This is a genomic window from Bradyrhizobium erythrophlei (assembly GCF_042430365.1).
GTDB classification, from domain to species: domain Bacteria; phylum Pseudomonadota; class Alphaproteobacteria; order Rhizobiales; family Xanthobacteraceae; genus Bradyrhizobium; species Bradyrhizobium erythrophlei.
The window spans coordinates 24,066-45,215 of record NZ_JBHMET010000057.1; the positions used below are offsets into that span (position 1 = coordinate 24,066).

General features: G+C 65.3%; 17 protein-coding genes. 9 read left to right on the plus strand and 8 right to left on the minus strand.

The annotated features are described in order from the left end of the window. Positions 1-5 precede the first annotated feature (5 nt). Together ACFFWD_RS10650 and ACFFWD_RS10655 are read left to right on the plus strand one after the other, a co-directional pair. Positions 6-1,112: a glycoside hydrolase family 5 protein gene (locus ACFFWD_RS10650; protein ID WP_376964698.1), complete on the plus strand. Its 1,107-nt coding sequence runs from the start codon at positions 6-8 to the stop codon at positions 1,110-1,112. Then, complete coding sequence (locus ACFFWD_RS10655) at positions 1,022-2,704, plus strand: hypothetical protein (protein ID WP_376964700.1); 1,683 nt, start codon at positions 1,022-1,024, stop codon at positions 2,702-2,704. Before ACFFWD_RS10650 ends, ACFFWD_RS10655 begins: the two co-directional genes overlap by 91 nt. A gap of 55 nt (positions 2,705-2,759) precedes the next feature. On the opposite strand, the gene ACFFWD_RS10660 is transcribed toward ACFFWD_RS10655, so the two are convergent. Continuing rightward, entirely contained in the window at positions 2,760-3,359 is a 600-nt protein-coding gene (locus ACFFWD_RS10660; RefSeq protein ID WP_376964702.1) for a 3-keto-disaccharide hydrolase, read from the minus strand. Positions 3,360-3,542: 183 nt separating this feature from the next. On the opposite strand from ACFFWD_RS10660, the gene ACFFWD_RS10665 reads away from it, so the two are divergent. Further along, complete coding sequence (locus ACFFWD_RS10665; RefSeq protein ID WP_376964704.1) at positions 3,543-3,905, plus strand: hypothetical protein; 363 nt, start codon at positions 3,543-3,545, stop codon at positions 3,903-3,905. On the opposite strand, the gene ACFFWD_RS10670 is transcribed toward ACFFWD_RS10665, so the two are convergent. Continuing rightward, on the minus strand, positions 3,879-7,991 hold the full coding sequence (locus ACFFWD_RS10670; protein WP_376964706.1) for a sensor domain-containing phosphodiesterase: 4,113 nt from the start codon (positions 7,989-7,991) through the stop codon (positions 3,879-3,881). The genes ACFFWD_RS10665 and ACFFWD_RS10670 overlap by 27 nt on opposite strands. Before the next feature lie 402 nt (positions 7,992-8,393). On the opposite strand from ACFFWD_RS10670, the gene ACFFWD_RS10675 reads away from it, so the two are divergent. The 3 genes from ACFFWD_RS10675 to ACFFWD_RS10685 are packed head-to-tail and all read left to right on the plus strand — an operon-like array spanning position 8,394 to position 11,645. Next, positions 8,394-9,446 (plus strand): Ldh family oxidoreductase, encoded by a 1,053-nt coding sequence (locus ACFFWD_RS10675; protein WP_376964708.1) that lies wholly within the window; start codon positions 8,394-8,396, stop codon positions 9,444-9,446. Positions 9,447-9,476: 30 nt separating this feature from the next. Beyond that, positions 9,477-10,844, plus strand: coding sequence for an LLM class flavin-dependent oxidoreductase (locus tag ACFFWD_RS10680; protein WP_376964710.1), 1,368 nt, complete (start codon positions 9,477-9,479; stop codon positions 10,842-10,844). A gap of 15 nt (positions 10,845-10,859) precedes the next feature. Next, the gene (locus tag ACFFWD_RS10685) at positions 10,860-11,645 is read left to right on the plus strand and encodes a fumarylacetoacetate hydrolase family protein (protein ID WP_376964712.1); all 786 of its coding nucleotides are present in this window, start codon (positions 10,860-10,862) and stop codon (positions 11,643-11,645) included. A gap of 646 nt (positions 11,646-12,291) precedes the next feature. Here the strand turns inward: ACFFWD_RS10685 and ACFFWD_RS10690 are convergent. From ACFFWD_RS10690 to ACFFWD_RS10710, 5 genes are all read right to left on the minus strand, one after another. Beyond that, positions 12,292-12,738: a cupin domain-containing protein gene (locus tag ACFFWD_RS10690; RefSeq protein ID WP_376964714.1), complete on the minus strand. Its 447-nt coding sequence runs from the start codon at positions 12,736-12,738 to the stop codon at positions 12,292-12,294. Between the two features lie 517 nt (positions 12,739-13,255). Then, the gene (locus tag ACFFWD_RS10695) at positions 13,256-13,963 is read right to left on the minus strand and encodes a cupin domain-containing protein (RefSeq protein WP_376964716.1); all 708 of its coding nucleotides are present in this window, start codon (positions 13,961-13,963) and stop codon (positions 13,256-13,258) included. Positions 13,964-14,088: 125 nt separating this feature from the next. Further along, positions 14,089-14,520, minus strand: coding sequence for a DUF5413 family protein (locus tag ACFFWD_RS10700; protein WP_376964718.1), 432 nt, complete (start codon positions 14,518-14,520; stop codon positions 14,089-14,091). A gap of 272 nt (positions 14,521-14,792) precedes the next feature. After that, positions 14,793-16,358 (minus strand): hypothetical protein, encoded by a 1,566-nt coding sequence (locus ACFFWD_RS10705; protein ID WP_376964720.1) that lies wholly within the window; start codon positions 16,356-16,358, stop codon positions 14,793-14,795. A 35-nt stretch (positions 16,359-16,393) separates the two neighbouring features. Further along, on the minus strand, positions 16,394-17,686 hold the full coding sequence (locus ACFFWD_RS10710) for an adenylosuccinate synthase (RefSeq protein ID WP_376964722.1): 1,293 nt from the start codon (positions 17,684-17,686) through the stop codon (positions 16,394-16,396). 360 nt (positions 17,687-18,046) lie between these two features. Here ACFFWD_RS10710 and ybaK point away from each other — a divergent pair, with 360 nt between their 5' ends. Beyond that, positions 18,047-18,526 (plus strand): Cys-tRNA(Pro) deacylase, encoded by a 480-nt coding sequence (gene ybaK, locus ACFFWD_RS10715; RefSeq protein ID WP_376964724.1) that lies wholly within the window; start codon positions 18,047-18,049, stop codon positions 18,524-18,526. Between the two features lie 203 nt (positions 18,527-18,729). Here ybaK and ACFFWD_RS10720 read toward each other — a convergent pair whose 3' ends face one another. Next, on the minus strand, positions 18,730-18,990 hold the full coding sequence (locus ACFFWD_RS10720; RefSeq protein ID WP_376964726.1) for a hypothetical protein: 261 nt from the start codon (positions 18,988-18,990) through the stop codon (positions 18,730-18,732). Positions 18,991-19,286: 296 nt separating this feature from the next. Between ACFFWD_RS10720 and ACFFWD_RS10725 the strand changes: the two genes are divergently transcribed. Both ACFFWD_RS10725 and ACFFWD_RS10730 read left to right on the plus strand, forming a co-directional pair. Continuing rightward, the gene (locus ACFFWD_RS10725; protein WP_376964728.1) at positions 19,287-20,213 is read left to right on the plus strand and encodes a DMT family transporter; all 927 of its coding nucleotides are present in this window, start codon (positions 19,287-19,289) and stop codon (positions 20,211-20,213) included. A gap of 76 nt (positions 20,214-20,289) precedes the next feature. After that, a complete protein-coding gene (locus ACFFWD_RS10730; protein WP_376964730.1) occupies positions 20,290-21,099 on the plus strand; it encodes an MlaD family protein in 810 nt (269 codons plus the stop codon). Positions 21,100-21,150 lie beyond the last annotated feature (51 nt).

Consider the following 21,150-nt stretch of genomic DNA (forward strand, 5'->3'; position numbering starts at 1 on the left):
CGTCCATGGCCCGGCCGTCGATCCTTGCCATTGCCGCCGCCGCATCCCTGCTGCTGTCCGCCGCCGCGCCGGCATGCCCGGCCTTGATCGAAGGCGTCCCGGCGGACCGGATCAAAGCCCTGTCGAGCGGCGTCAATGCCGACGGCTGGATCGCCGAGCCGCCTTCGGCGCCGCCCCGCAGTCTCCTCCTCGAACTGCGCAAGGCGGGCATGACACACATCCGGCTGCCGGTGCCCGCCGACCATGTCATGCCGCGCTTCGCTGCGAAGGCGGATATCGACAACCGCCTGCGCACAGTCGATGCCGCACTCAAGACCCTGCTCGCGCTTGGCTATGCCGTGTCGGTCGACCTGCATTCGGGCGAACACTTCAACGCGCTGCACAAGGACGATCCGCCCGGTGCGATGACGGAAATGAAGAATGCCTGGAGCGGGCTCGCGGGAGTCATGGGGCACTATCCGGCCGATCGGGTCTTTGCGGAACTGCTGAACGAGCCGGAGGTCGACGCCGCGCAGTGGCAGCGCGAGGTCGAAGAACTCGCCGGGTTCATTCGCCGGCTGCTGCCGCAAACCACGCTGATCACCGGTCCGGTCAACTGGCAGCGCGCGGATGCGCTGCCGGGTTTCAAACCGCTCGACGACCCGAACGTCGTCTACGCCATTCACTTCTATGATCCGATGGCATTCACCCATCAGGCCCACTGGGATCCGAGCGAGCCGCTCCATGACATCACTGGATTGCCCTACCCGGTCCGCGCCGACGATCCGCAGGTGCAGCGGTTGCGGGAGCAACTCGCTGCTCTGAACAAGCGCAAGGCACTCGCGATCCTGGACAGCGCCACCCCCGACCGTGGCATCGACAAGTGGCTCGAGCCTGCCGCCGCCTGGCAGCAGCAATATTCGCGTCCGATCATCATCAATGAATTCGGTGTGCTCAAGGCCGGAGCCCCGCGCGACAGCCGGTTGCGCTGGCTCGCCGCAGTCACGGCCTACGCCCGGCAGCATTGCTGGGGCTGGACCCATTGGGAGATGTCGCAGGGCTTTGGCCTGGCCGATGCAATCACCGGCAAGGCCGACCCCGATGCCCTCAGGGCGCTGCTCGGGACGCGCTAGCCCTCTTGTTGGTTAACCAATTCTTACACATTGGGCGGCTAGATCGACCAGGCGAGTGTGGCGCCACACATCAGGTCATTAGGTCAGAGCTCGTGCAAGCAGGCATAGCCCAGCGGCCGCTGATGGCCGGCGATGTGATTCCGGCACTCGGCATCGCCGTGGCATCGATCGCATTCGCGCCGATCCTGCAGGCGGCCAACTCCGCCCTCGCCATCCTCGTCGAAGCGCTGGTCGGCTGCGCGATCATTCTCGCGGCGCCTGCCTATGCGCCGTCGATCGCCATCTTCATCATCTTCTTCCAGAATCTTTTCGTCTCGATTCTGTCGTCCTACATAGCGACCGAGTCGGAGGTGGAGTTCGTCAAGGGCTACAACTTCCTCGTTTGCGCGGTCATGTGGCTGGTCACGCTGGCGCTGTATGCCCTGCGCGAGCGCAAGCATTCTCCGGACATCGACCGGATCATGAAATGGGGGTTGATCACGCTCGCGACCGTGACGGCGTATTTCGTGATCGGCGCCACGCAAGACTCGCGCGCGGCACTCGTCTATCTGCGCAACATTGCGTTGCCGCTGTTTCTTTTTCAGCTATCGCTGCTCACAGCTGCGACGTTCGAAATCCGCACGACGCCCTTCCTTGTGGCCGTTGCCACGCTGTTGATCGTCTGCGGATATGTCGAACTCCTGTTCCGCGACTTCTGGCTCTCTATCACCAACGGCTACACGTTCTGGCACTTTGACGAACTGAAGGCGACCCGTTCCGGAGCCTGGGAAGCCCAGATGCGCGAAACCGGCAACGTCCCGGTGGATCTGCTGGACCGCTTCCGCTTCAGCTTCTTCAACACCCCGTTGTTGGAGGATCTCGGGCTGTCGAATCTGCTGCGCATCTTCGGACCGAACATGAGCCCGATCAGCTTCGGCTACGGAATAGCCTTCTCCATCCTGTTCCTGTTCGCGGTCGGATATCGCTGGCTGGCCCTGGCCGCGATACCACTGCTGATCTTCTGCAGTGTGAAAGGCGCGCTCATCCTGGCCGTCTTCGTGGCGCTCGCCTGGACGTCAACCTGGCTGCTCGGCCCGCTCATCACCCTCGCAGGCGCGCTCATTGCGCTGATGTTGTACGCCATCGTGGCAATCTACGTCGGAATGCAAATTGGCGACTTTCACGTGATCGGCTTCATGGGTGGCTGGAGCGGCTTCTTGCAAAACCCGATCGGCCGCGGACTTGGCGTTGGCGGCAACCTGTCCGAAGGTTACTTCTCGATCGACTGGAACGCCGCGCAGCAGGCCGGCAGTATCGAAGGCGCGGTGGAGAGCGCCGTCGGCGTATTGCTCTACCAGATGGGTATCGGGTCCCTGGTGCCGCTCGGCTTTTTCCTGGCCATGGCGCTGAAGGCGTGGCGCCTCTACGCCTCCTCCGGGATTCTCACGCAAGGGCTCGCCGCCTTCGGCACGATGGTCGTACTGGTGAACGGCATATTCCAGGAGGAGGCCCTGTTTGCGCCACCGGCACTCGGACTGTTGCTGTGCCTGACCGGGCTCGTGATCGGCCATCACTTGCGCACGCAAGGCGACGGTCGGAAGGCCTCCGATTGACAACGAACAATAGGGCCCGATCGCGCCGCGACCGGGCCTCTCTCGGCTCCCGCAGTCAGAGCGGCTTGATCTGCACCTTGCGGAACTTGACCACGCCCGAGCCATACTGGAGGGCGATGTACCCGCTCGCGTGCTTGGTGTCCTGCGCATCGACCGTCTTCTGGCCGTTCAGCGCGACGACGAAGTGCGGGCCCTGCGCCGTGATCTCATAGGTGTTCCATTTGCCGGCGGCCTTCGGCATCGGATCGACCTTGGCGACATCGACGATGGCGCCGGTGCCATAGGTCGGATCCGGCCGCTTGTCGAAGATGTTGACCTCGTAACAGACCTTGGCGTCGATCGGCTTGTTCACCTCGCAGCGGATGAAGATGCCGCTGTTGGCGTCCTCATCGGTCCAGAACTCCGCCTTGATCTGGAAATCCTTGTAGGTGGTCTTGCTGACCAGATAGGAGAGCTCCTTGCCGTCAAGCTTGTCGGCGACCAGCGCGCCGTCCTTCATGGCCCAATTGGCTTTGCCGACCTCGTCCCAGTCGCCCATCTTGGAGCTGTCGAGCAGCGTGATCCAGCCATCGCCCTGCCCCGAAGCGGCTGAAGAAAACTGCAGCCCGGCGGCGCCGATCAACAGGCCGGCCGCAAGTGTCGACACATACTTCATGAAGGTGGTCCTCCCAGTTTGTTGTAGTTGGCGCGCAACCTAGCATTGCTCGCCGCCGGGTAAATCCCGATTTTCATGTTGCATATGCGTTGTGTGACGTCCTGACGTCGCATCCGGGAGATCAGGCATGCGCCAGCGCGTCTTGTCCGGTGCGTTGCAAGGATCGGCGGCGCTTGTATCATCGTGGGCGAGAAAGGGCTCTCGATGCACCCGGCCGCCAAACTGCAATTTGCGCGCATTGTTGACGAATTCGCGCGCTGGCGCGCGATTCCCGAACCGGAGCGGCCACCGGCGCCGGCATGGTGGTGGGGGCCGGCGCTCGACATGCACGGGAGCGGCGAGACGCTGCCAACAGGCTGGTGTCGCCAGCTCAAGCTGCCGGACGGCGCGACCTACGCCGACGGCGGCGAGGCACTGCGCCGGTCGCTGACCGGCCAGACCTTCTTGCCTTGGCCCTACGACTTCTCCCGCAAGGTCGCCTCCGCCGATTCCGACGTACGGGACCTCCACGTGCAGCCGTCAGACGACAGCGCGTTTCCGCCTTGAGTCCGGTTCGGCCTCGTCGAAGACCTCATCGTCCAGCACGGGCTGCAGCGAGGGCGAGGCCAGCACCGGCGTCGACTTCAACAATTCCGCAAGCTCGCGCGGCGGCAGCGGCCTGCTGAACAGGAAACCCTGCATCTCGTCGCAGGCATGCGCCCGCAGGAACTGCTGCTGCTCGGAGGTCTCGACGCCCTCGGCGACGATGGTCATGCCGAGTGCCTTGCCCATGCTGATGATCGCCTGCGCGATCGCGACATCCTCGGAGTCATCGGGCAAGTCGCGCACGAAGGAGCGGTCGATCTTGATGGTGTCGATCGGGAACTGCTTCATCAGCGACATCGACGAGTAGCCGGTGCCGAAGTCGTCGATCGCCAGGCGAATGCCGCGGCTCTGGATCGCGTCGAGCACGCGGATTGCCCGTGTCACGTTGCGCATCACCATGCTTTCGGTGACCTCGAGCTGCAGCAATGCCGGCGACATGCCGCTCGCGAGCAGCGCCTCGTCGATGTCATTGAGCAGATGCGGATCGGCGAACTGCCGCGGCGACAGGTTGACCGCCATGGTCACCGGCAGCAGGCCCTGGCGCTGCCACGCCATGTTCTGCGCGCACGCCTCCTTCAGCACCCAGCGGCCGATCGGCACGATCAGCCCGATCTCCTCGGCCAGCGGGATGAACTGGCCCGGCGAGACCGCGCCAAGCTCGGGATGGGTCCAGCGCAGCAGCGCCTCGACGCCGCTGATCTGTTCGCTCGCCATATCGACCTTGGGCTGATAGTGCAGCGAGAACTGGTCGCGCTCGAGCGCGCGGCGCAGCGCGCTCTCCAGCGTCAGTCGCTCGATCGACTGCGCCTTGATCTCCTTGGAGAAGAAGCGGAAGCCGTTCTTGCCGTCCTCCTTGGCGAGGTACATCGCCATGTCGGCATTCTTGGTCAGCGTCTGCACGTCCGCGCCGTCGTCCGGGTACATCGCGATCCCGATCGAGGCCGTGGTATGGCATTCATGGCCGCTGAGCTGCATCGGCTGGCTGAGCACGGCCAGGAGCTCGGCGGCGACATGCTCCACGCCGCCGCGGTCGCCCGTCTCTTCCAGGATGACGACGAATTCGTCGCCGCCGAGCCGCGCCACCACGTCGCTCGCGCGCAAGGACGTGCGCAGGCGGTCGGCGATCGCCACCAGCAACATGTCGCCGGCGTCATGGCCGAGCGAGTCGTTGATCACCTTGAAGCGGTCGAGATCGATGAACAGCACCGCGAACTGGCGCTGGTGGCGGTCCGCCATCTCGATCGCGTGACGCAAGAGCTCGTTGAACATCTCGCGGTTGGGCAGATGGGTCAGGCCGTCATGCGAAGCCAGATACTCGATCCGTTCGTCCGCCCTGCTCTTCTCGTCGGCGCGATCGAAACTCTCGAGCGCAAACGCCAGATTGTCGGCGAGCCGCTGCAATAGCTCGGCGAACTCCGGCGTGAAAGTGTCCTTCTCGATCGCGACGAAGATCATGACGCCGACGACATACCCGCCGACGATCAACGGAAACGAAGCGCCGGATTTGGTTCCGTCGAGATTCGCCCTTTCGTGGAACGCCGCCGTCTGCGGATCGGCGCAATAGTCGTTGATGATGCAGGCCTTGCCCGACCGGAAAGCCCGGCCGCAGGCGCCGCGTCCCTCCGGATGCGCCTCGTTGATCGAGAGCGTCACCTGGCGCGCGCCCTCCGCGGTCGGCCCGGCGGTCGCAACGATCTCGAGATAGTCGCTGCCCGGCTGCAGCAGCGCGATGGTGGTGGAGGTGAACTTGCCGCCGGTCGCTGCCGCCTCGCAGACCAGTTGATACAGCTCATTGCGGGATTTCGCCCGCATGATCGCCTCATTGGTCGCGCTCAGCGCCGCGAACATCCGCGACAGGCGCTCCTTCTGCTCGTCGGCCCGGGCCTTCTCGTCGGCCCGGTCGAAATTGTCGAGCGCAAACGACACATTCTCGGCGAGCCGCTGCAACAGCGCCATCATCTCCGGGCTGAACGTGCCGGCCTCGCCGGAGAGGAACACCAGCGCGCCGATCGCCTCGCCGTTCTTGAGCAACGGCAGCGCCGCGCCGGATTTGCTGCCGGAGTCGCGGACGGCCTGATAGACGTGCGTCTCGGGTCCGAAGTCGCTGAGATAGTCGTTGCTGATACAGGGCCTGCGGGTGCGGATCGCGGCGCCGGTCAGGCTCTGTCCCTCCGGACGCGACGCATCGGCCGACAATTGGACCTCGCGGGCGCGCACCCGGTCGGGACCCGAGGCCGCCACGTTCTCCAGGAAGATCTCGCCCAGGCGCACCAGCCTGATCGTGGCCGAGACAAACTGGCCGCCGACGGCCGCCGCATCGCAGACCAGCTCGAACATCTCGCTGCGGGATTTCGCCCGCATGATCGCCTCGTTGGTCGCGCTCAGCGCCGCGAACATCCGCGTCACGCGCTCCTTCTGCTCCTCGGCCCTCGCTTTCTCGTCGGCGCGATCGAAGCTGCCGATCGCAAAGGAGACGTTGTCGGCGAGCCGCTGCAGCAATTCGGCGAATTCCTCGCTGAAGGTGTTGCGCTTGGCCGAGATGAACAGCATCACGCCGACCGGTTCGTCGCGGACCAGCAACGGAAACGCCGCGCCCGACCGCGAGTCCTCGCGGTCGATCACGTCGCGGAACGCGCTGTTGGCGACGTCGCGAAGGAAGTCGTTGTTGATGCAGGCCTGCCGGGTACGCAAGGCCTGGCCGCAGACGCCGTGCCCTTCGGGGCGGGCTTCGCTGCGGGAAACCGTGAGACGCCGCGCATTGTCCTCGGTGGGACCGGCGACCGCGACCATCTGCAGGAGGTCGTCGACCGGCGTGGCCATCAGGATGCTGGTCGAATTGAAGCCGCCGCCCTTGGCCGCGGCCTCGCAGACCAGTTCGAACATCTCGAGCCGCGAGCGGGCGCGCAAGATCGCTTCGTTGGTTGCGCTCAGCGCGGCGAACATCCGCGACAGCCGCTCCTTCTCGGCGTCGGCCCTGGCCTTTTCGGTGGCGCGACCGAAATTGTCGAGCGCGACCGATACGTTCTCCGCGATCCCCGCGAGCATCGCGATGATCTCCTCATCGGTCGCCCAGGAATTGCTGATGAAGAAGATCAGGACGCCGATGCTCTTGCCGAACCGGGTCAGCGGCAGCGCGACGCAGGCCATCAGGCCGCTGCCACGGCCGTTCGACGCGGAACCGGGCGATTTGGGGATGTCGTTGTTGATGCAGGGTCGCTGGGTCCGGAACGCCTCGCCGCAGATGCCCTTGCCGTAGACATTGTCCGGGTCGGTCGAGAAGCGCGTCTGCGTGATCAGGTCGATCGCCTCGCCGGTGCCGGCGACGGGTTCGAGCCAGTGCGTGTCCGGCTCGGCCAGCAGCACCACCGTGGCGAAGGACTTGCCGCTGAACACCGCGGCGTCGCAAACCCGCTGATAGAGATCGTGCTCGGTCTTGGCGCGCAGGATCGCTTCGTTGGTCGCGCTGATAGCGCCGAACATGCGGTTCAGCCGGCGCATCGCCCGCTCGCCATGCCGGCGCGAGGCCTCGTGGTCGAAATTGTCGAGCGCAAAGGACACGTTGGCCGCCATGCGCTCCAGCAGCATGACGACGTCGTCGCCGAGCGAGTGCGGCTCGCGGCGCGTGACCATGAAGACGCCGACGCTGCGCCCGTTGCAGACCAGCGGCATCGCCGCCGCGGCGCCGACACCGGCCACGGTCGCGCTCTCGCGCCAGGCCGCCGAATAGGGGTCGTTGAGATAGTCGTTGCTGACACAGGCCTTGCGGTCGCGGAACGCCCGCCCGCAGACGCCCTCGCCCTCCGGGGTGCTGGCGATGATCGAGATGTTGATGCGGCGCAGGCGCGCGAGATCGTCGCCGAAGCCGGCCGCAAACCTCAAAAGGCTGGTGTCCGGCTCGAGCAAAAAGACGGTCGCGGCCAGGAAGTCGCCGCTGGAAAAGGCGGCTTCGCAGACCTTGCCGTACAATTCGTCTGGCGATTTTGCGTACAGGATCGCTTCGTTGGTGGCATTCAACGCCGCGAATGTACGTCCGATGGTCGACTGCACAGTCCTTGAGACCCCCGCCGGGGCCGCCCCCTTCTTTCTGACCGGAAGCATTGCCCGCGAGAGGCCTAAGTCTCGGTTAGGAAATCCGGCAAGTTGCAATTCAGAGTAAACGGCTGACGAACGCCCCGCCCCGGAATCAGGAGAACTACGGTCCCGGCTGTGCCAGCCTGGGGCGCCACTGCCGCCGACCCCGCCGAAGCCCGGCCGGACGCCGTCAGCCGGGTCATATTCCGCACCGCGCCCCATCCTGTTCCGCAACGTGAAACAGCGGCGCCCAGCACCCTGCTCCCGGAATGGCGGACCGGATTTTCTGCCCTTGCTCGCCCTGCTGCGCTTTGAGAGCATGCCACCTGCGACAACAAGCAAGACCCGCTCACCTAGCGGGCATGACGAGGAAGCACCATGCCGATCGTAAAGGCCGACCGTCTCATCCGCATCGGCGCGGCGCTGCTGAAGGCCGCCGGCGCATCGGACGAGGAGGCGAACGCGGTTGCCAGCGGCAGCGTCAACGCCAACCTCGCCGGCCACGACTCCCACGGCGTCATCGCGATCCCGACCTATATCGACCGCATCACAGCCGGCCACATCGTGCCCGGCGCCAAATGGACCATCGTGCAGGAGAGCCCGACCACCACCGTGATCGACGGCCATTGGGGGTTCGGCTTCCACGTCAACGCCAAGGCGATGGAGCTGACGATCGAGAAGGCGAAGACTGCCAATGTCGCGGCCTGCACCGTGTTCCGGCAGAGCCATGTCGGGCGCCTTGCGCATTATCCGCTGATGGCGATGAAGGCCGGCATGATCGGCATTGCCGCCGCCGATTCCGGCCGCTCGCCGAAACACGTCGCCCCGTTCGGTGGCCGCGAGGCCCGGCTCGGCACCAACCCGATCTCGATCGCGGTGCCCTCCGATCTCGACGCGCCGTTCTATCTTGATATGGCGACCTCGGCGGTCGCCGCCGGCAAGATCCAGCTCGCGGTCGCCCGCGGCGAGGAGATCCCGAAGGGCTGGATCATCGACGCCGAGGGCCGCGACACCACCGATCCGAGGGACTACCGCAAAGGTGGCGCGCTGCTGCCGCTCGGCGGCAGCGAGGGCTACAAGGGAAGCGGCCTTGCCGCGATGGTCGAGGTGCTGTGCGGCCTCCTGACCGGCCTCGGCTTCGGCGTCGAGCCGACCGGCCGGCACAACGACGGCTGCTTCATGGCGGTATTCAACGTCGCCGCGTTCCGTCCGCTCCAGGATTTCAAGAAAGAGGTCGCCGACTTCGCCCGCTATCTGAAATCGACGCCGCCCTCGCAAGGGTCTCGCGGCGTGTTCTATCCGGGCGAGGTCGAATATCTGCGCGAGCTTGAGCGGCGCCGGGACGGTATCGAGATCGAGGACGCGACCTGGGAGAAGCTCAAGGCCCTCGCGACCGACTACAAGCTCGCCGACGAGCTCGACCTTCGCTGACGGCAATCGCCTGACCATGGGGAGAACGACATGACACGGCAAATGGCGCTGGTTGGCTTCCTGCAGGCGCAGAACTGCACCAACCTGCCGAGCTCGTGGCGCCATCCAGAGTCGCGCGACGATTCGATGTCGGCCGATTACTACCAGGAGATCGCGCGCATCCTGGAAGCCGGCAAGTTCCACATGGCGTTCTTCGACGACCGCCTGGCGATGCCCGACCGCTACGGCAACGACCACGCCCACACCGTCGAATACGGCATCCGCTGCGTGAAGATGGATCCGATCGTGGTGCTGACCACGATGGGCATGGTGACCACCAAGCTCGGCCTCGCCTCGACCTGCTCGACCACCTATTACGAGCCGTTCGATGTCGCTCGCCGCTTCGCCACCCTCGACCTGATGACGAACGGCCGTGCCGCCTGGAACGTGGTGACCTCGGTCAACGACGGCGAAGCCCTCAACATGGGCAGGGAGCACCATCTCGAGCACGATTTGCGTTACGACCGCGCCGACGAGTTCATGGAGGTCGTGCTCGGCCACTGGGACTCCTGGGAAGACGGCGCGCTGATCATCGACAAGGCAAGCGGCCGCTTTGCCGACCCGACCAAGGTGAAGCGGCTCGACCATGCGGGCGCGTTCTTCAAGTCGCGCGGCCCCTTCACGGTGCCGCGCTCGCCGCAGGGCCATCCTGTCGTGATCCAGGCCGGCGCGTCGGGCCGCGGCCAGCGCTTTGCCGGGCGTTGGGGCGAGGTGATCTTCACCGCCGCGCGCAATCTCGCCAATGCCAGGCAGGGCTATGATGCGATCCGCGGCGAGGCCGCCAAGGCCGGCCGCGATCCCGACCAGATGTTCCTCTGCAACCTGATGACGCCGGTCTGCGGCGCGACCAAGGCCGAAGCCGAGGACAGGATGGCGCTGATCCAGAAGCTGCCGCTTGAGATCGACGCGCTGTCGCTGCTCGCCGAAGGTCTCAATTTCGATTTCGGCGCCAAGGGCATCGACGAGCCGCTGACGACGGAGGAGTTGCAGGGCATGCAGGGCATGCTCGGCATCCGCGACGGCGTGCTGCGCACCTCGGGCAAGACCAATCCCTCGACCCGCGACTTCATCACCTTCTCCGGCCGCGGCCAGGTGCAGGACGCAATCGTCGGCGGGCCGAAGGAGATCGCCGACAAGCTCGAGGAGATGTTCGTCGGCCGCGGCTGCGACGGTTTTGTGATCGCGGCGAGCTACGTGCCGGGCTCTTACGCCGACTTCGTCAACCATGTGGTGCCCGAGCTGCAGCGCCGCGGGCTGTTTCACAAGGATTATGCCGGCACGACGCTGCGCGAAAATCTCGGGCTCAAGCGTCCGGCTTCTGGCGCGTGGAAGACGAAGGCCGCAGCGGCGGCGGAATAGGCAAGAGGACATTTCATGCGCTGGCTCAAATTCACCACCCGAGGCGCCACATCCTGGGGCATCGTCGCGGGCGACACGGTCACGTCCGTTAGCGGCGACCCGTTCGGCGAATGGACGCGGACGCGCGAGACGCATGCGCTTGATGACGTCAAGATCGAGCTGCCGCTGATTCCGCGCACCTTCTACTGCGTCGGCCTCAATTATCTGAAGCACCTCAAGGAGGCGGCCGACAAGGCCGGCACCGTGCCAAACGTGCCAGATCGTCCCGAGATCGGCTACCGCGCGCAGAACGCGCTGATCGCCCATGACGAGGACGTCGTGATCCCGGCAAGCGCGACCGAGAAGATCCATTACGAAGGCGAGCTCGTCGTCGTGATCGGCAAGAAGGTGAAGCACCTGACCGAAGCCAACGCGATGGATTGCGTGTTCGGCTACACCATCGGCAATGACGTCTCCGAACGCTCGTGGCAGAAGGCCGATCGCGGCCTGTGGCGCTCCAAGAACGCCGACACCTTCAAGCCGATGGGCCCGTGGATCGAAACCGATGTCGATCTCGCGGCGATGGAGACCGTGATCCGCGTCAACGGCAAGGAGACCGGCCGCTTCCACACCAACGACATGATCTTCGGCATCGTGCCGTTCATCGTCGAGCTGACGAAATACTTCACGCTGTGGCCTGGTGACGTGATCTGGATGGGCACCGACGGTGCCTCCCCCGACCTGAAGGCAGGCGATGTCGTGGAGATCGACATCACCGGCATCGGCACACTCCGCAACCGGTTCGTGAAGGAGATGGTGTGAGGCGGTGCCGCGTTGCCTTGCAGCGCGCCATCCATCTTCGCCGGGACGACGTGGGGCTGGTTCTTGATTCACATTTCAAACAACGAGGAGGATGCGAGTCCGCATTCTCGCGACGTGAATTGTCCGAGTTTTGCATTTCGTTCCGCCCTCTCAATCAGCAGAGGGCGCAGGGAAAGCCGGGTGCCGATTGCACCCATGGGTCCCGTGCAACAAAAAGCACGGGGGTAGGACCACAGGTGAAACATCCCGGCCTTCCCTGCGCGATGGTGTTACGGCTTGCTTCGTGCTCTCTCCGGCGAGACCGGGCTTTTTTGTCACCGTCTTCGCAAAGACGCTTTCGCGTCTTGCGAGGAGACACCTGCCACTGGGGCGTCAGGACCACACGACTTCGCCGTCCGCTCCGAGCTGCGTTCGTCTTATGCAGCCGTCAGCGTCCACCGCATCTCACCGCAACACTCGTGACGATCGCGACGCGCCCCTCAAGCGGGTGAGACGGGCGGATTCATACACTGAGTTGCCATTCCGAAAAACCGAAATATTTTTCGCGTCGGCCCTTGCGCCGTCGGGCAAATCAGTGCCAAGGGCCAACCGGGCGCGCGCCGGTCATTTCCTGACCACCAACAGCGCCCCATCGACGCCCCTCACATCAGACGTCGAGGCGTTCCTCTGCGAGGGACTTGCGCTCCTTCATGTTGAAGCGGCCTTCATAGATCGCCGGGCTGCCGGTCGTCGGGCCGGGATACTGGACGAGCAGCCAGACGCCGCCCGTCTTGGTGTGCATTTCGTCTTCGTAGTGCGGGTCCGGATGAAACACCATCGTGCCGGGACCGTAGGTCTTGCCGGCGATGATGAACTCGCCTTCCAGGATGTACCAGATCTGCGCGAAGCCGTGGCGGTGCATCGGATAGCCGGTGCCGGGCGCGTAGCGGACGAACCCCGCATTGGGTTCGGTCGGCCGCTCCGGACGCGGGTGGAACAGCATCTTGCTTTCAACCCCCTCGAAGCGGAGCGTTTCCCACTCGCGCTCGTCCTGGTGCACGGCTTCGTAGTGATGATCGCCATCCTGTCGCGGCAGCCCTTGGGCTTGGCTCATGCTCGTGCCTCCCTTATTACTCAGTGATCGTTGCTGCTGCTCCGGGTCGCGTGACACCCGCCACCGCATGATCAGCGCAGCCCGACCGACTTGCTTTACAGTAAAGTAAAATTGCTAACAATGCAAGTTAGGTGATCCTGCGGACGGAAGGCGTCGCGACGCGTGCCCGCGCGAACGATCCGAAGCAAACGCGCGGGGTAATGACGATGCGTCCACGTAAGGGATGCACCGGCGTCAGGGTTCCCTCTCCCCTTGCGGGAGAGGGTTAGGGAGAGGGGTGCCGCTTGCTCTGCTGCCAGTAATTGCGCGATCGATGCAGTGATGCGCCGACTCATACCGGCTCGCTTGATCTGGCATCGCGACGTCACGCGCTCCAGCGCCCGGGGCCACCCCTCTCCCCACCCTCCCCCGCAAGGGGAGAGGGAGCCCGACGATTGTGCTCACCTCACATCGAGGGTTGTCGGATCAAGGAACGCTATGTCGCAATGATGGCCGCATCGAGCGACGCGACGGCCGGCTATTTGCTCGTCTTTGCGCGACGGTGGCGCGCCGTCCGGGCAGGGGCGTGCGGCCGCCCCGGCAAGGTGCCGCGGCTCGCGGGAACGTCCGGCGGTCGCCACCAGTCGAACGCGACCGGGTCATGCGGCGTCTTCGACACCACCATCAGGATGTGCGCCTCGCCCTTGCCGGCGTTCTCGGCCCGATGCGGCAACGCCGAATCGAGAAAGATGCCCTCGCCGGCGCGCAGCCGATGCTCCTGCTCGCCGACATAGAACAGGACCTCGCCGGCCATCACGTAGCAATATTCCTGCCCGGGATGCGAGACCATGGTTTGCATGCGTTCGCGACGCGGCAGGATCAGGTGAAACATCTCCATGCGATCGAGCGGCGCGCCGCCGGCCAGATGACGCCAGCGGTACCCGGTCGCCGCGATCTCGGCCATGTCGGATGTGTCGGCGTGATGCACGGCCACGGATGTCTTGGCCGGCGTATCCTGTGCCGCAAAGAGATCGTGCAGGCCGAGGCCGAGCACTTCGGTGATCTGGATCAAATTCGCAATCGAGCTTGAAACCTGCCCGCGCTCGAGCCGGGACAGGAAAGCCTCCGACAGCTTGGTCTTTTCAGCGAGCGTCGACAGCTTCATGCCGGCGCTGGTGCGCGCCAGACGAAGGCGGCGGCCGATGTCCTGGGACGCACGCTCGATAGGGCTCAGCTCGGATGCCATTCAAAGTCGTCGACAAACAACACGGGGATGCAGATTGCAGCGGCCGCCGCGGTCGCGCGCGATCCGTCGAATGGCCATAGTGCCTTCCCCGGGAGGTGGCAAGACAGAACACAGCATGCCGTCGGTCAGTGCTGCGCCGACGTCACCGCGTGCTGCGGCCCCTCGGCATAGAGGTGCGACAGCCATGACGAGATCACGCCCGGGATGAGGCCGACCAGCCCGTAGAGGATGAACTGCTTCGCCCCGCTCTCGGAGCCGTGCGAGGCATAGGCCAGCGCCGCCGCGATGAACCCCACCGCGCCCATGATCAGCATCCGCAGCACCGGCGAGATCCGCCTGATATGCATCAGGATGTCGTCGATCGCCCCGAACATCAGCGCCGGCACGATGCCGATCATGTAGCTGTAGGGCAGCGACTTACCGAACACCGCAAACAGCTTCGCCACCTCGCCGCCATTGGTCTCGCTCCAGTAGCCCGACTGATAGGTGGTCGCGAGCAGGAGCAGGAAGCCGCCGACGAACGGCCCAATGGCTGCGAAGATGACATAGCGTTTCATGGCGCGCCCTTGTTTAGCACCACAACAGTGTAGCCAAGTCCTGCTGCGGTTCTACGGGAAAATCGGGCGAGGGTTGCATCGGTTGATCCCGCACGCGCGTGCTCGACGCGGTGCAGCGTACAACGCTGCAACGCACAGCGGCGCCTCATACCGATGGACCGCGGATCAGCAGCGTATCACGCCGCTCGCGCGGCGCGCTTCGCAGCATCCGGGGAACGCTGTCATGGAGTGCAGCAGAGGATTAAGCCTGAAGAGGGCGAGGAGTTCTCCCCTCACTCCCCCCACGCCGCGAATGCTTCGTTGAACGCGCGCTCGCCGGGCGCGCCCTTTTCGATCGCGATGATGGCGCGGCGCTGGTTGGAGTAGACCAGCGGCACGTCAAACCAGGAGCGCTCCTTGAGGAGCTGCAGGTTGCGCGAGCGGTCGGCGTCGACATTGGAGAGGCCGACCAGGAAGAAGCCGTCGGTGACCTTGACCGCAAGGCCCGCAAGCGGCGTGCCGCGCGCTTGCTCGTTGGACTTCATCAGGATGCCCGGCACATTGCCGACGCCGCCATTGGCGAAATCCTGAGGCAGGATGAAGGTCAATTCCGCGGTGTGGCTCGCCGGCAGCGATGAATCGGTGTTGCGGCGGAACGACATCGTCATCTTGAACTTGCGGTCGGGAATGTCGATGTCGGCGCGCACCGCGATATCAGGCTTCTGGTTGCCGGACGCCTTGATCGGTTCGGTGCGCCACACCACCGAGCCGACAAATTGCTTGCCCTTGGGATCGGAGGGATCCTCGTCATAGAGCACGACGCGCTGCGCGACCGGTGCAACCTGCTCGCTCGACGGTTGGCCGACGCGGTCGGCGATCTTCGGTTTCGTCGTTGGCGCGGCCGCATCCTTCGGCGCCTCGACCGCCGGCGACGATTTAAGGAGGCCGCTGACATAGGTCATGGCCTGCTTGCCCCAGAGGATACCGGCGCCGACCAGGATCAATATGATGCCGATCGCGATCGCGCTCTTGAACGGGAACATCGAGCCGGTGCGGACACGCTTCTTCGGCTCACGTTCGGCGCTGCCGATCCGTGAGCGCGGCGGCGGCGGCATCTGCGGGAGCTGCTGTGCGTAGCGCTCGGCCTCCTCGACCGACTCGTCGTAGGAGTACGGCACGTCGGGATCGGCGCCGCGGTTCTCCATGCTCGGCTCGAGCCGGTCGAATTCCGGCGAGGGCGACGGCACGTTGGCGTAGGTCTTGCGCGCGTTCCGGCTGGCCTGCGCCGCGGCACGGCCGAGATCATCGGCGTCGGCGGCGATGTCGCGGAAGCCGCGCACGCCGGGTGCCTGCGGCAGCGGCGGCGGCGGGCCGTTGTCGGCACCGCGACGCGGCACGCCGGCGCGCGGCGGCGCGCCTTGCGGATCCGGGACGGGCGGCTGTGGCGCCGGGCCGCGCGGCGGAACCGGCGGCGCATCGGCGCGCAGGTTGCGCGGCGGACGGGGTTCGGTCTCGCGCGGCGGCGTCGACGGCCGCGGCGGACGAGGAGCCGCGCCGGCGACCTCGGGCGGCCGGGCATTGGCACGGCGGAACGCATCGCCGCCGCGGGGGGCGCCGCCGCCAGGGCGGGAGGCCTCGCGGGCGCGCTGGGCAGCCTCCGATTCGACCTTGCGGACGGCCTCCTCCAGCGACAGCCGTTCGCGGGTGATCTCGGATTCGGACAGCGGCGGCTGGACGCTGCGGAGCTGCTGGATCAGCGCCGCCCGCGCCCGCTCATAGAGCGCACGACGGCTCTCGCCGGGGGCGTTGGGATCCAGTCCGGCAATGGCACGGGCAATCAGCGGGTAGTAGTCAGCCATTTCCACACAATTGGTGGGATATAGGTAATATCCCGTTAAGCCTCGAACGGATTCTGTACCAGAATAGTATCCTCACGTTCCGGGCTGGTGGAAAGAAGAGCGATTGGGCATCCCACCAGTTCCTCGACCCGGCGCACATATTTGATGGCCTGGGCCGGCAGGTCCGCCCAGGACCGGGCATTGGCGGTCGGCTGCTTCCAGCCCTCGATGGTCTCGTAGATCGGCTCGACCCGGGCCTGCGCGCCCTCGCCGGCCGGCAGATGGTCGATCTCCTTGCCGTCCAGCTTATACCCGATGCAGACCTTGATGGTGTCGAAACCGTCGAGAATATCGAGCTTGGTCAGCGCCAGCCCGGCAATGCCGCAGGTCCGGACCGTCTGCCGCACCAGCATGGCGTCGAACCAGCCGCAGCGCCGCTTGCGCCCGGTGTTGACACCGAATTCCTTGCCGCGGCGGCCGATCTCCTCGCCGATCTCGTCGTTCAGCTCGGTCGGGAACGGACCCTGACCGACGCGGGTGGTGTAGGCCTTGCAGATGCCAAGGACATACCCGACCGCGCCCGGGCCCATGCCGGTTCCGGTCGCGGCCTGCGCCGCCACCGTGTTGGACGACGTCACATAGGGATAGGTGCCGTGGTCGACATCAAGCAATGCGCCCTGCGCGCCCTCGAACAGGATGCGCTTGCCCTCGCGGCGCTTGAGGTCCAGAAGCCGCCACACGGTTTCGGCATAGGGCAAAAGCTGCGGCGCCAGCGCCGTCAGCTCGGCCAGGATACCCTTGCCGTCGATCTCCTCGAGATTGAGGCCGCGGCGCAGCGCGTTGTGGTGCGCCAGCAGGCGGTCGATTTTGTGCGGCAGCGTGTCGAGGTCGGCGAGGTCCATCAGGCGGATGGCGCGGCGGCCGACCTTGTCTTCATAGGCCGGGCCGATGCCGCGACGGGTGGTGCCGATCGCGGTCACCGCGTTGGAGGATTCACGCAAGGCATCAAGCTCGCGATGCAGCGGCAGGATCAGGGTGACGTTCTCCGCGATACGCAGGTTCTCGGGGCCGACGGCGACGCCCTGCCCCTTCAGCTTGGTCACCTCGTCGAGGAAGGCCTGCGGGTCGAACACCACGCCATTGCCGATCACGGCGAGCTTGTGCGGGCGCAGCACGCCGGAGGGCAGCAGCGCGAGCTTGTAGGTCGCGCCATTGATCACGAGCGTATGGCCGGCATTGTGGCCGCCCTGGAAGCGCACGACGATGTCGGCCTGTTCCGACAGCCAGTCGACGATCTTGCCCTTCCCTTCGTCGCCCCATTGGGCGCCGACGACGACAACATTGGCCATTTCGAAGATGTTCCCTTCAGGTGTTTTCAGACCACGATCGCGGCGGAAACGCGTCCGCCCGGACGATCATGTTGGCGATCATGCTTTCGTTTGCCCAGCCGACATCACGGCCTCAGAGCCGCTCGCATGGCCCCCCATCGGATAAAGGAAGCGGGTCGGCTGCGCAAGCAAGAAGGGGGCGTTTTAGGCCTTTTGGACGGGCTCCAACCCTTTGATATCCCCTGAAAATCCCCATGGGCCGGGGCCCGCGGCATAGCCTTCGCAGAATTAATGTTGTGAGGTCCCGGAGTAACCCCCGTGGGCGATTGATCCCTACAGATGTTGCGATGATCGTCGACCGCTACCAGACAGGCCCCAGCGATGCCCAATTCGACCCAAGCGACGATGGCATTACGGAAGCTCGGTATCGCCTTCAAGCTCCACACCTATGTCTACGATTCCGCGGCCGAGAGCATCGGGCTGCAGGCCGCCGAGGCGCTCGGCGTCGAGCCGAACCGGATGCTGAAGACGCTGATGGCCGAGGTCGACGGCAGACCGGTCTGCGCCGTGGTGCCGTCCGACTGCGAGGTCAGCATGAAGAAGCTCGCCGCCGCGATGGACGGCAAGTCGGCGAAGATGCTGCGCCCGGCGGATGCCGAGCGGCTGACCGGCTACCATGTCGGCGGCATCAGCCCGTTCGGTCAGAAGAAGCGCGTGCCGACCGCGATCGACGAATCCGCGCTCACCCATGTCACTGTGTTCGTCAATGGCGGACAGCGCGGCTTGCAGATCGAGATCGATCCGAACGACGCCGCGCTCGCGGCGGGTGCGAAGATCAAGGCGCTGACGGCCGAGGGTTAGAGAGATTTTGAATTACATCCGCGCAACGACTGCGCTCCCTCTCCCGCTTGCGGGGGAGGGCTGGGGTGGGGGCTCTCTCCACGAGTCGCATTGTGGAGAGAGCCGCCGCGCTACGCGCGTCGGCCTCCCCCCGCAAGCGGGAGAGGCGAAGTGGAGAGCGAGACCGACGGCCGGCAGCTTCAACTCACGGCTGCTTCCGTAACTCACGGCTGCTTCCGCGCCCACAGCATCGCCTCGACGATCGCCTCGCGCAGTTTCGGCCGCAGCTGCTCGGAGCATTCGACGAAGGCCAGGATCGAATTGGCGCGCGCGGCAAAGCGCTCGCGCCGGTCATCGCCGTTATCGCCCGGCGCCGGCATTTTCAGGACGTCCATCAGGCTTTCACTTTTCGTCGCGAGATCAGCGACCAGCGGAAACGCTTCGATGCAGGCCGAGGCCATATAGCCGGGTTGGGTTCGCCGCACGTTTTCGCCCTCTGATTGCAACGCCACTCTAGCTCTGCAATAACGTGTAGACTAGGTCATTGGTTCACGTGCCGACTAGGTCATTCGTTGGGGTACCTCCAAAAACCGGGGGGGCGTCCCCTGACGCGAAAGTTCCGCCGCGGCGCCACAAGGGCAGCCTGGCGCATGGTCGCGATGCGTCCACTGCCATTGATAGGGCACGAAAATCCGTGTCTGTGAGAGGCGCCGGGCGTGTCATTTCCGGCCCGGCGGCACCCGCGCCGGGCGGGCCGCGGCGTCGTGAACCGGGCCTTTGAATGTCTGCCTCCGAATCCGCCACCACGCCTGCGTCCGGCTCCTGGATCGCCAACCAGCCGTATCTCCTGCTCTGCATCACCGCGCTGTGCTGGGCCGGCAATGCGATCGTCGGCCGGCTTGCCGCTGGCCACATTCCGCCGGTGACGCTGTCGTTCCTGCGCTGGGGCATCGCGTTCCTGATCATCCTGCCGTTCGCCTGGAAGCATCTGGTGCGGGACCGGGGCACGATCCGCGAGCGGCTCGGCACCATGATCCTGCTCTCGGTGATCGGCATCAGCGTCTTCAACACCATGCAATACTGGGCGCTCGAGCACACCCAGGCGCTGAACACGCTGCTGTTGCAGTCGGCGGCGCCGCTGATCGTCGCAGTGTGGTCGCTGATCCTGCTCGGCGTGCGGCTGACCCTGGCGCAGGCGTTCGGCGTGCTGCTGTCGCTCGCCGGCGTCCTGGTCATCCTGCTGCATGGCGACCTCACCAATTTGTCGAAGATCGACTTCAACAAGGGCGACCTGATCTTCCTCGTCGCGCTGACGATCTTCGGGCTGTATTCGGTGCTGATGCTGAAGCGGCCCAGCATCCACCTGCTTTCGTTCGTCGCCTTCACCTTCGGCTGCGGCGCGTTCTGCCTGATCCCGCTGTTGATCTGGGAGCTGATCGCCCGCCCGGTGATGGAGCTCGACGTCAACAATGTTCTGTCGCTGCTCTATGTCGCAGTGTTCCCCTCCACCGTCGCCTATCTCTGCTTCAACCGCGGGGTTCAACTGATCGGCGCCAACCGCGCCGCGCCGTTCTTCCACGTGGTTCCGGTGTTCGGCACCATCATGTCGATCGTCTTCCTCGGCGAGCATCCGCAGGCCTTCCACTTCATCGGCTTTGCGCTGGTGCTGGCCGGCGTGTTCGCGGCCTCGCGGAAGCAGGCGGCGTGAACGGCGCCCGCCACCGCGGTGACTATCGGCGGCAAATCCGCTATCTCTAGGCCTGTTTTCGCGAACAGGTCTCTGAATGGCGCGCGCCAGCAATGTGATGATCGGCACCCTGACGCTGGCCCTGCTCGCCGGCTCGCTCGGCGGCTGGCTGGGCTATCAGCGCTACGCCGGCATCAAGCGCCAGGTGCCGTTCCGCGTGATCTTCGAGGGCTCGGCCTATGGCCTGCGCCGCGGCGGCAGCGTCAACTTTGCTGGCGTCCGCGTCGGCGAGGTGGTGTCGATCCGGCTCGACCACCACCGCGTCGTCGCGATGACGCGGATCGAGGCCAACACGCCGATCCGGAAGGACACCGAGGTCGGCCTCGAATTCCAGGGCCTGACCGGGATCGCCGCGATCTCGTTCACCGGCGGCACCGACGACGCGCCGCCGCCGCCGGCCGGCGCCGACGGCATTCCCGAACTGACCGCCGACCCCGAAGGCACGATGGGCATCCAGGAGAAGCTGCGGGTCGCGCTGCGCAATGTCGACCGTGCGATCACCGAGAACGAGGCCGCGGTGAAGGACACGCTGCGCAATTTCGAGAATTTCACCAACTCGCTGTCGGGCAATGGCGAGCTGGTTGCCGGCTTCGTCGACGCCGCCGAGGCCGGCGTCGACGCGGTCGACGCCAAGATGACCGCGACGGAGACGTTTCTCAAAAGCCTCGGCAGCGACAAATATGGCGGCGAATTGCTGCCGACCGTGATCTCGCTGCGCGAGCTGATCGAGAGCTTCGACAAGAAGTCCCGCACCACCATGATCGAGGCGCGCAGGATGCTCGGCGACGTCAGCGAGTCCGTCAATGGGTTCAACGCAAGATTTGGCGGAACGCCGCGCAGGCGCTAACGTAAAAGCAAGAACCAAGAACAACGGAACACGCGACCGTGCACGACCGAA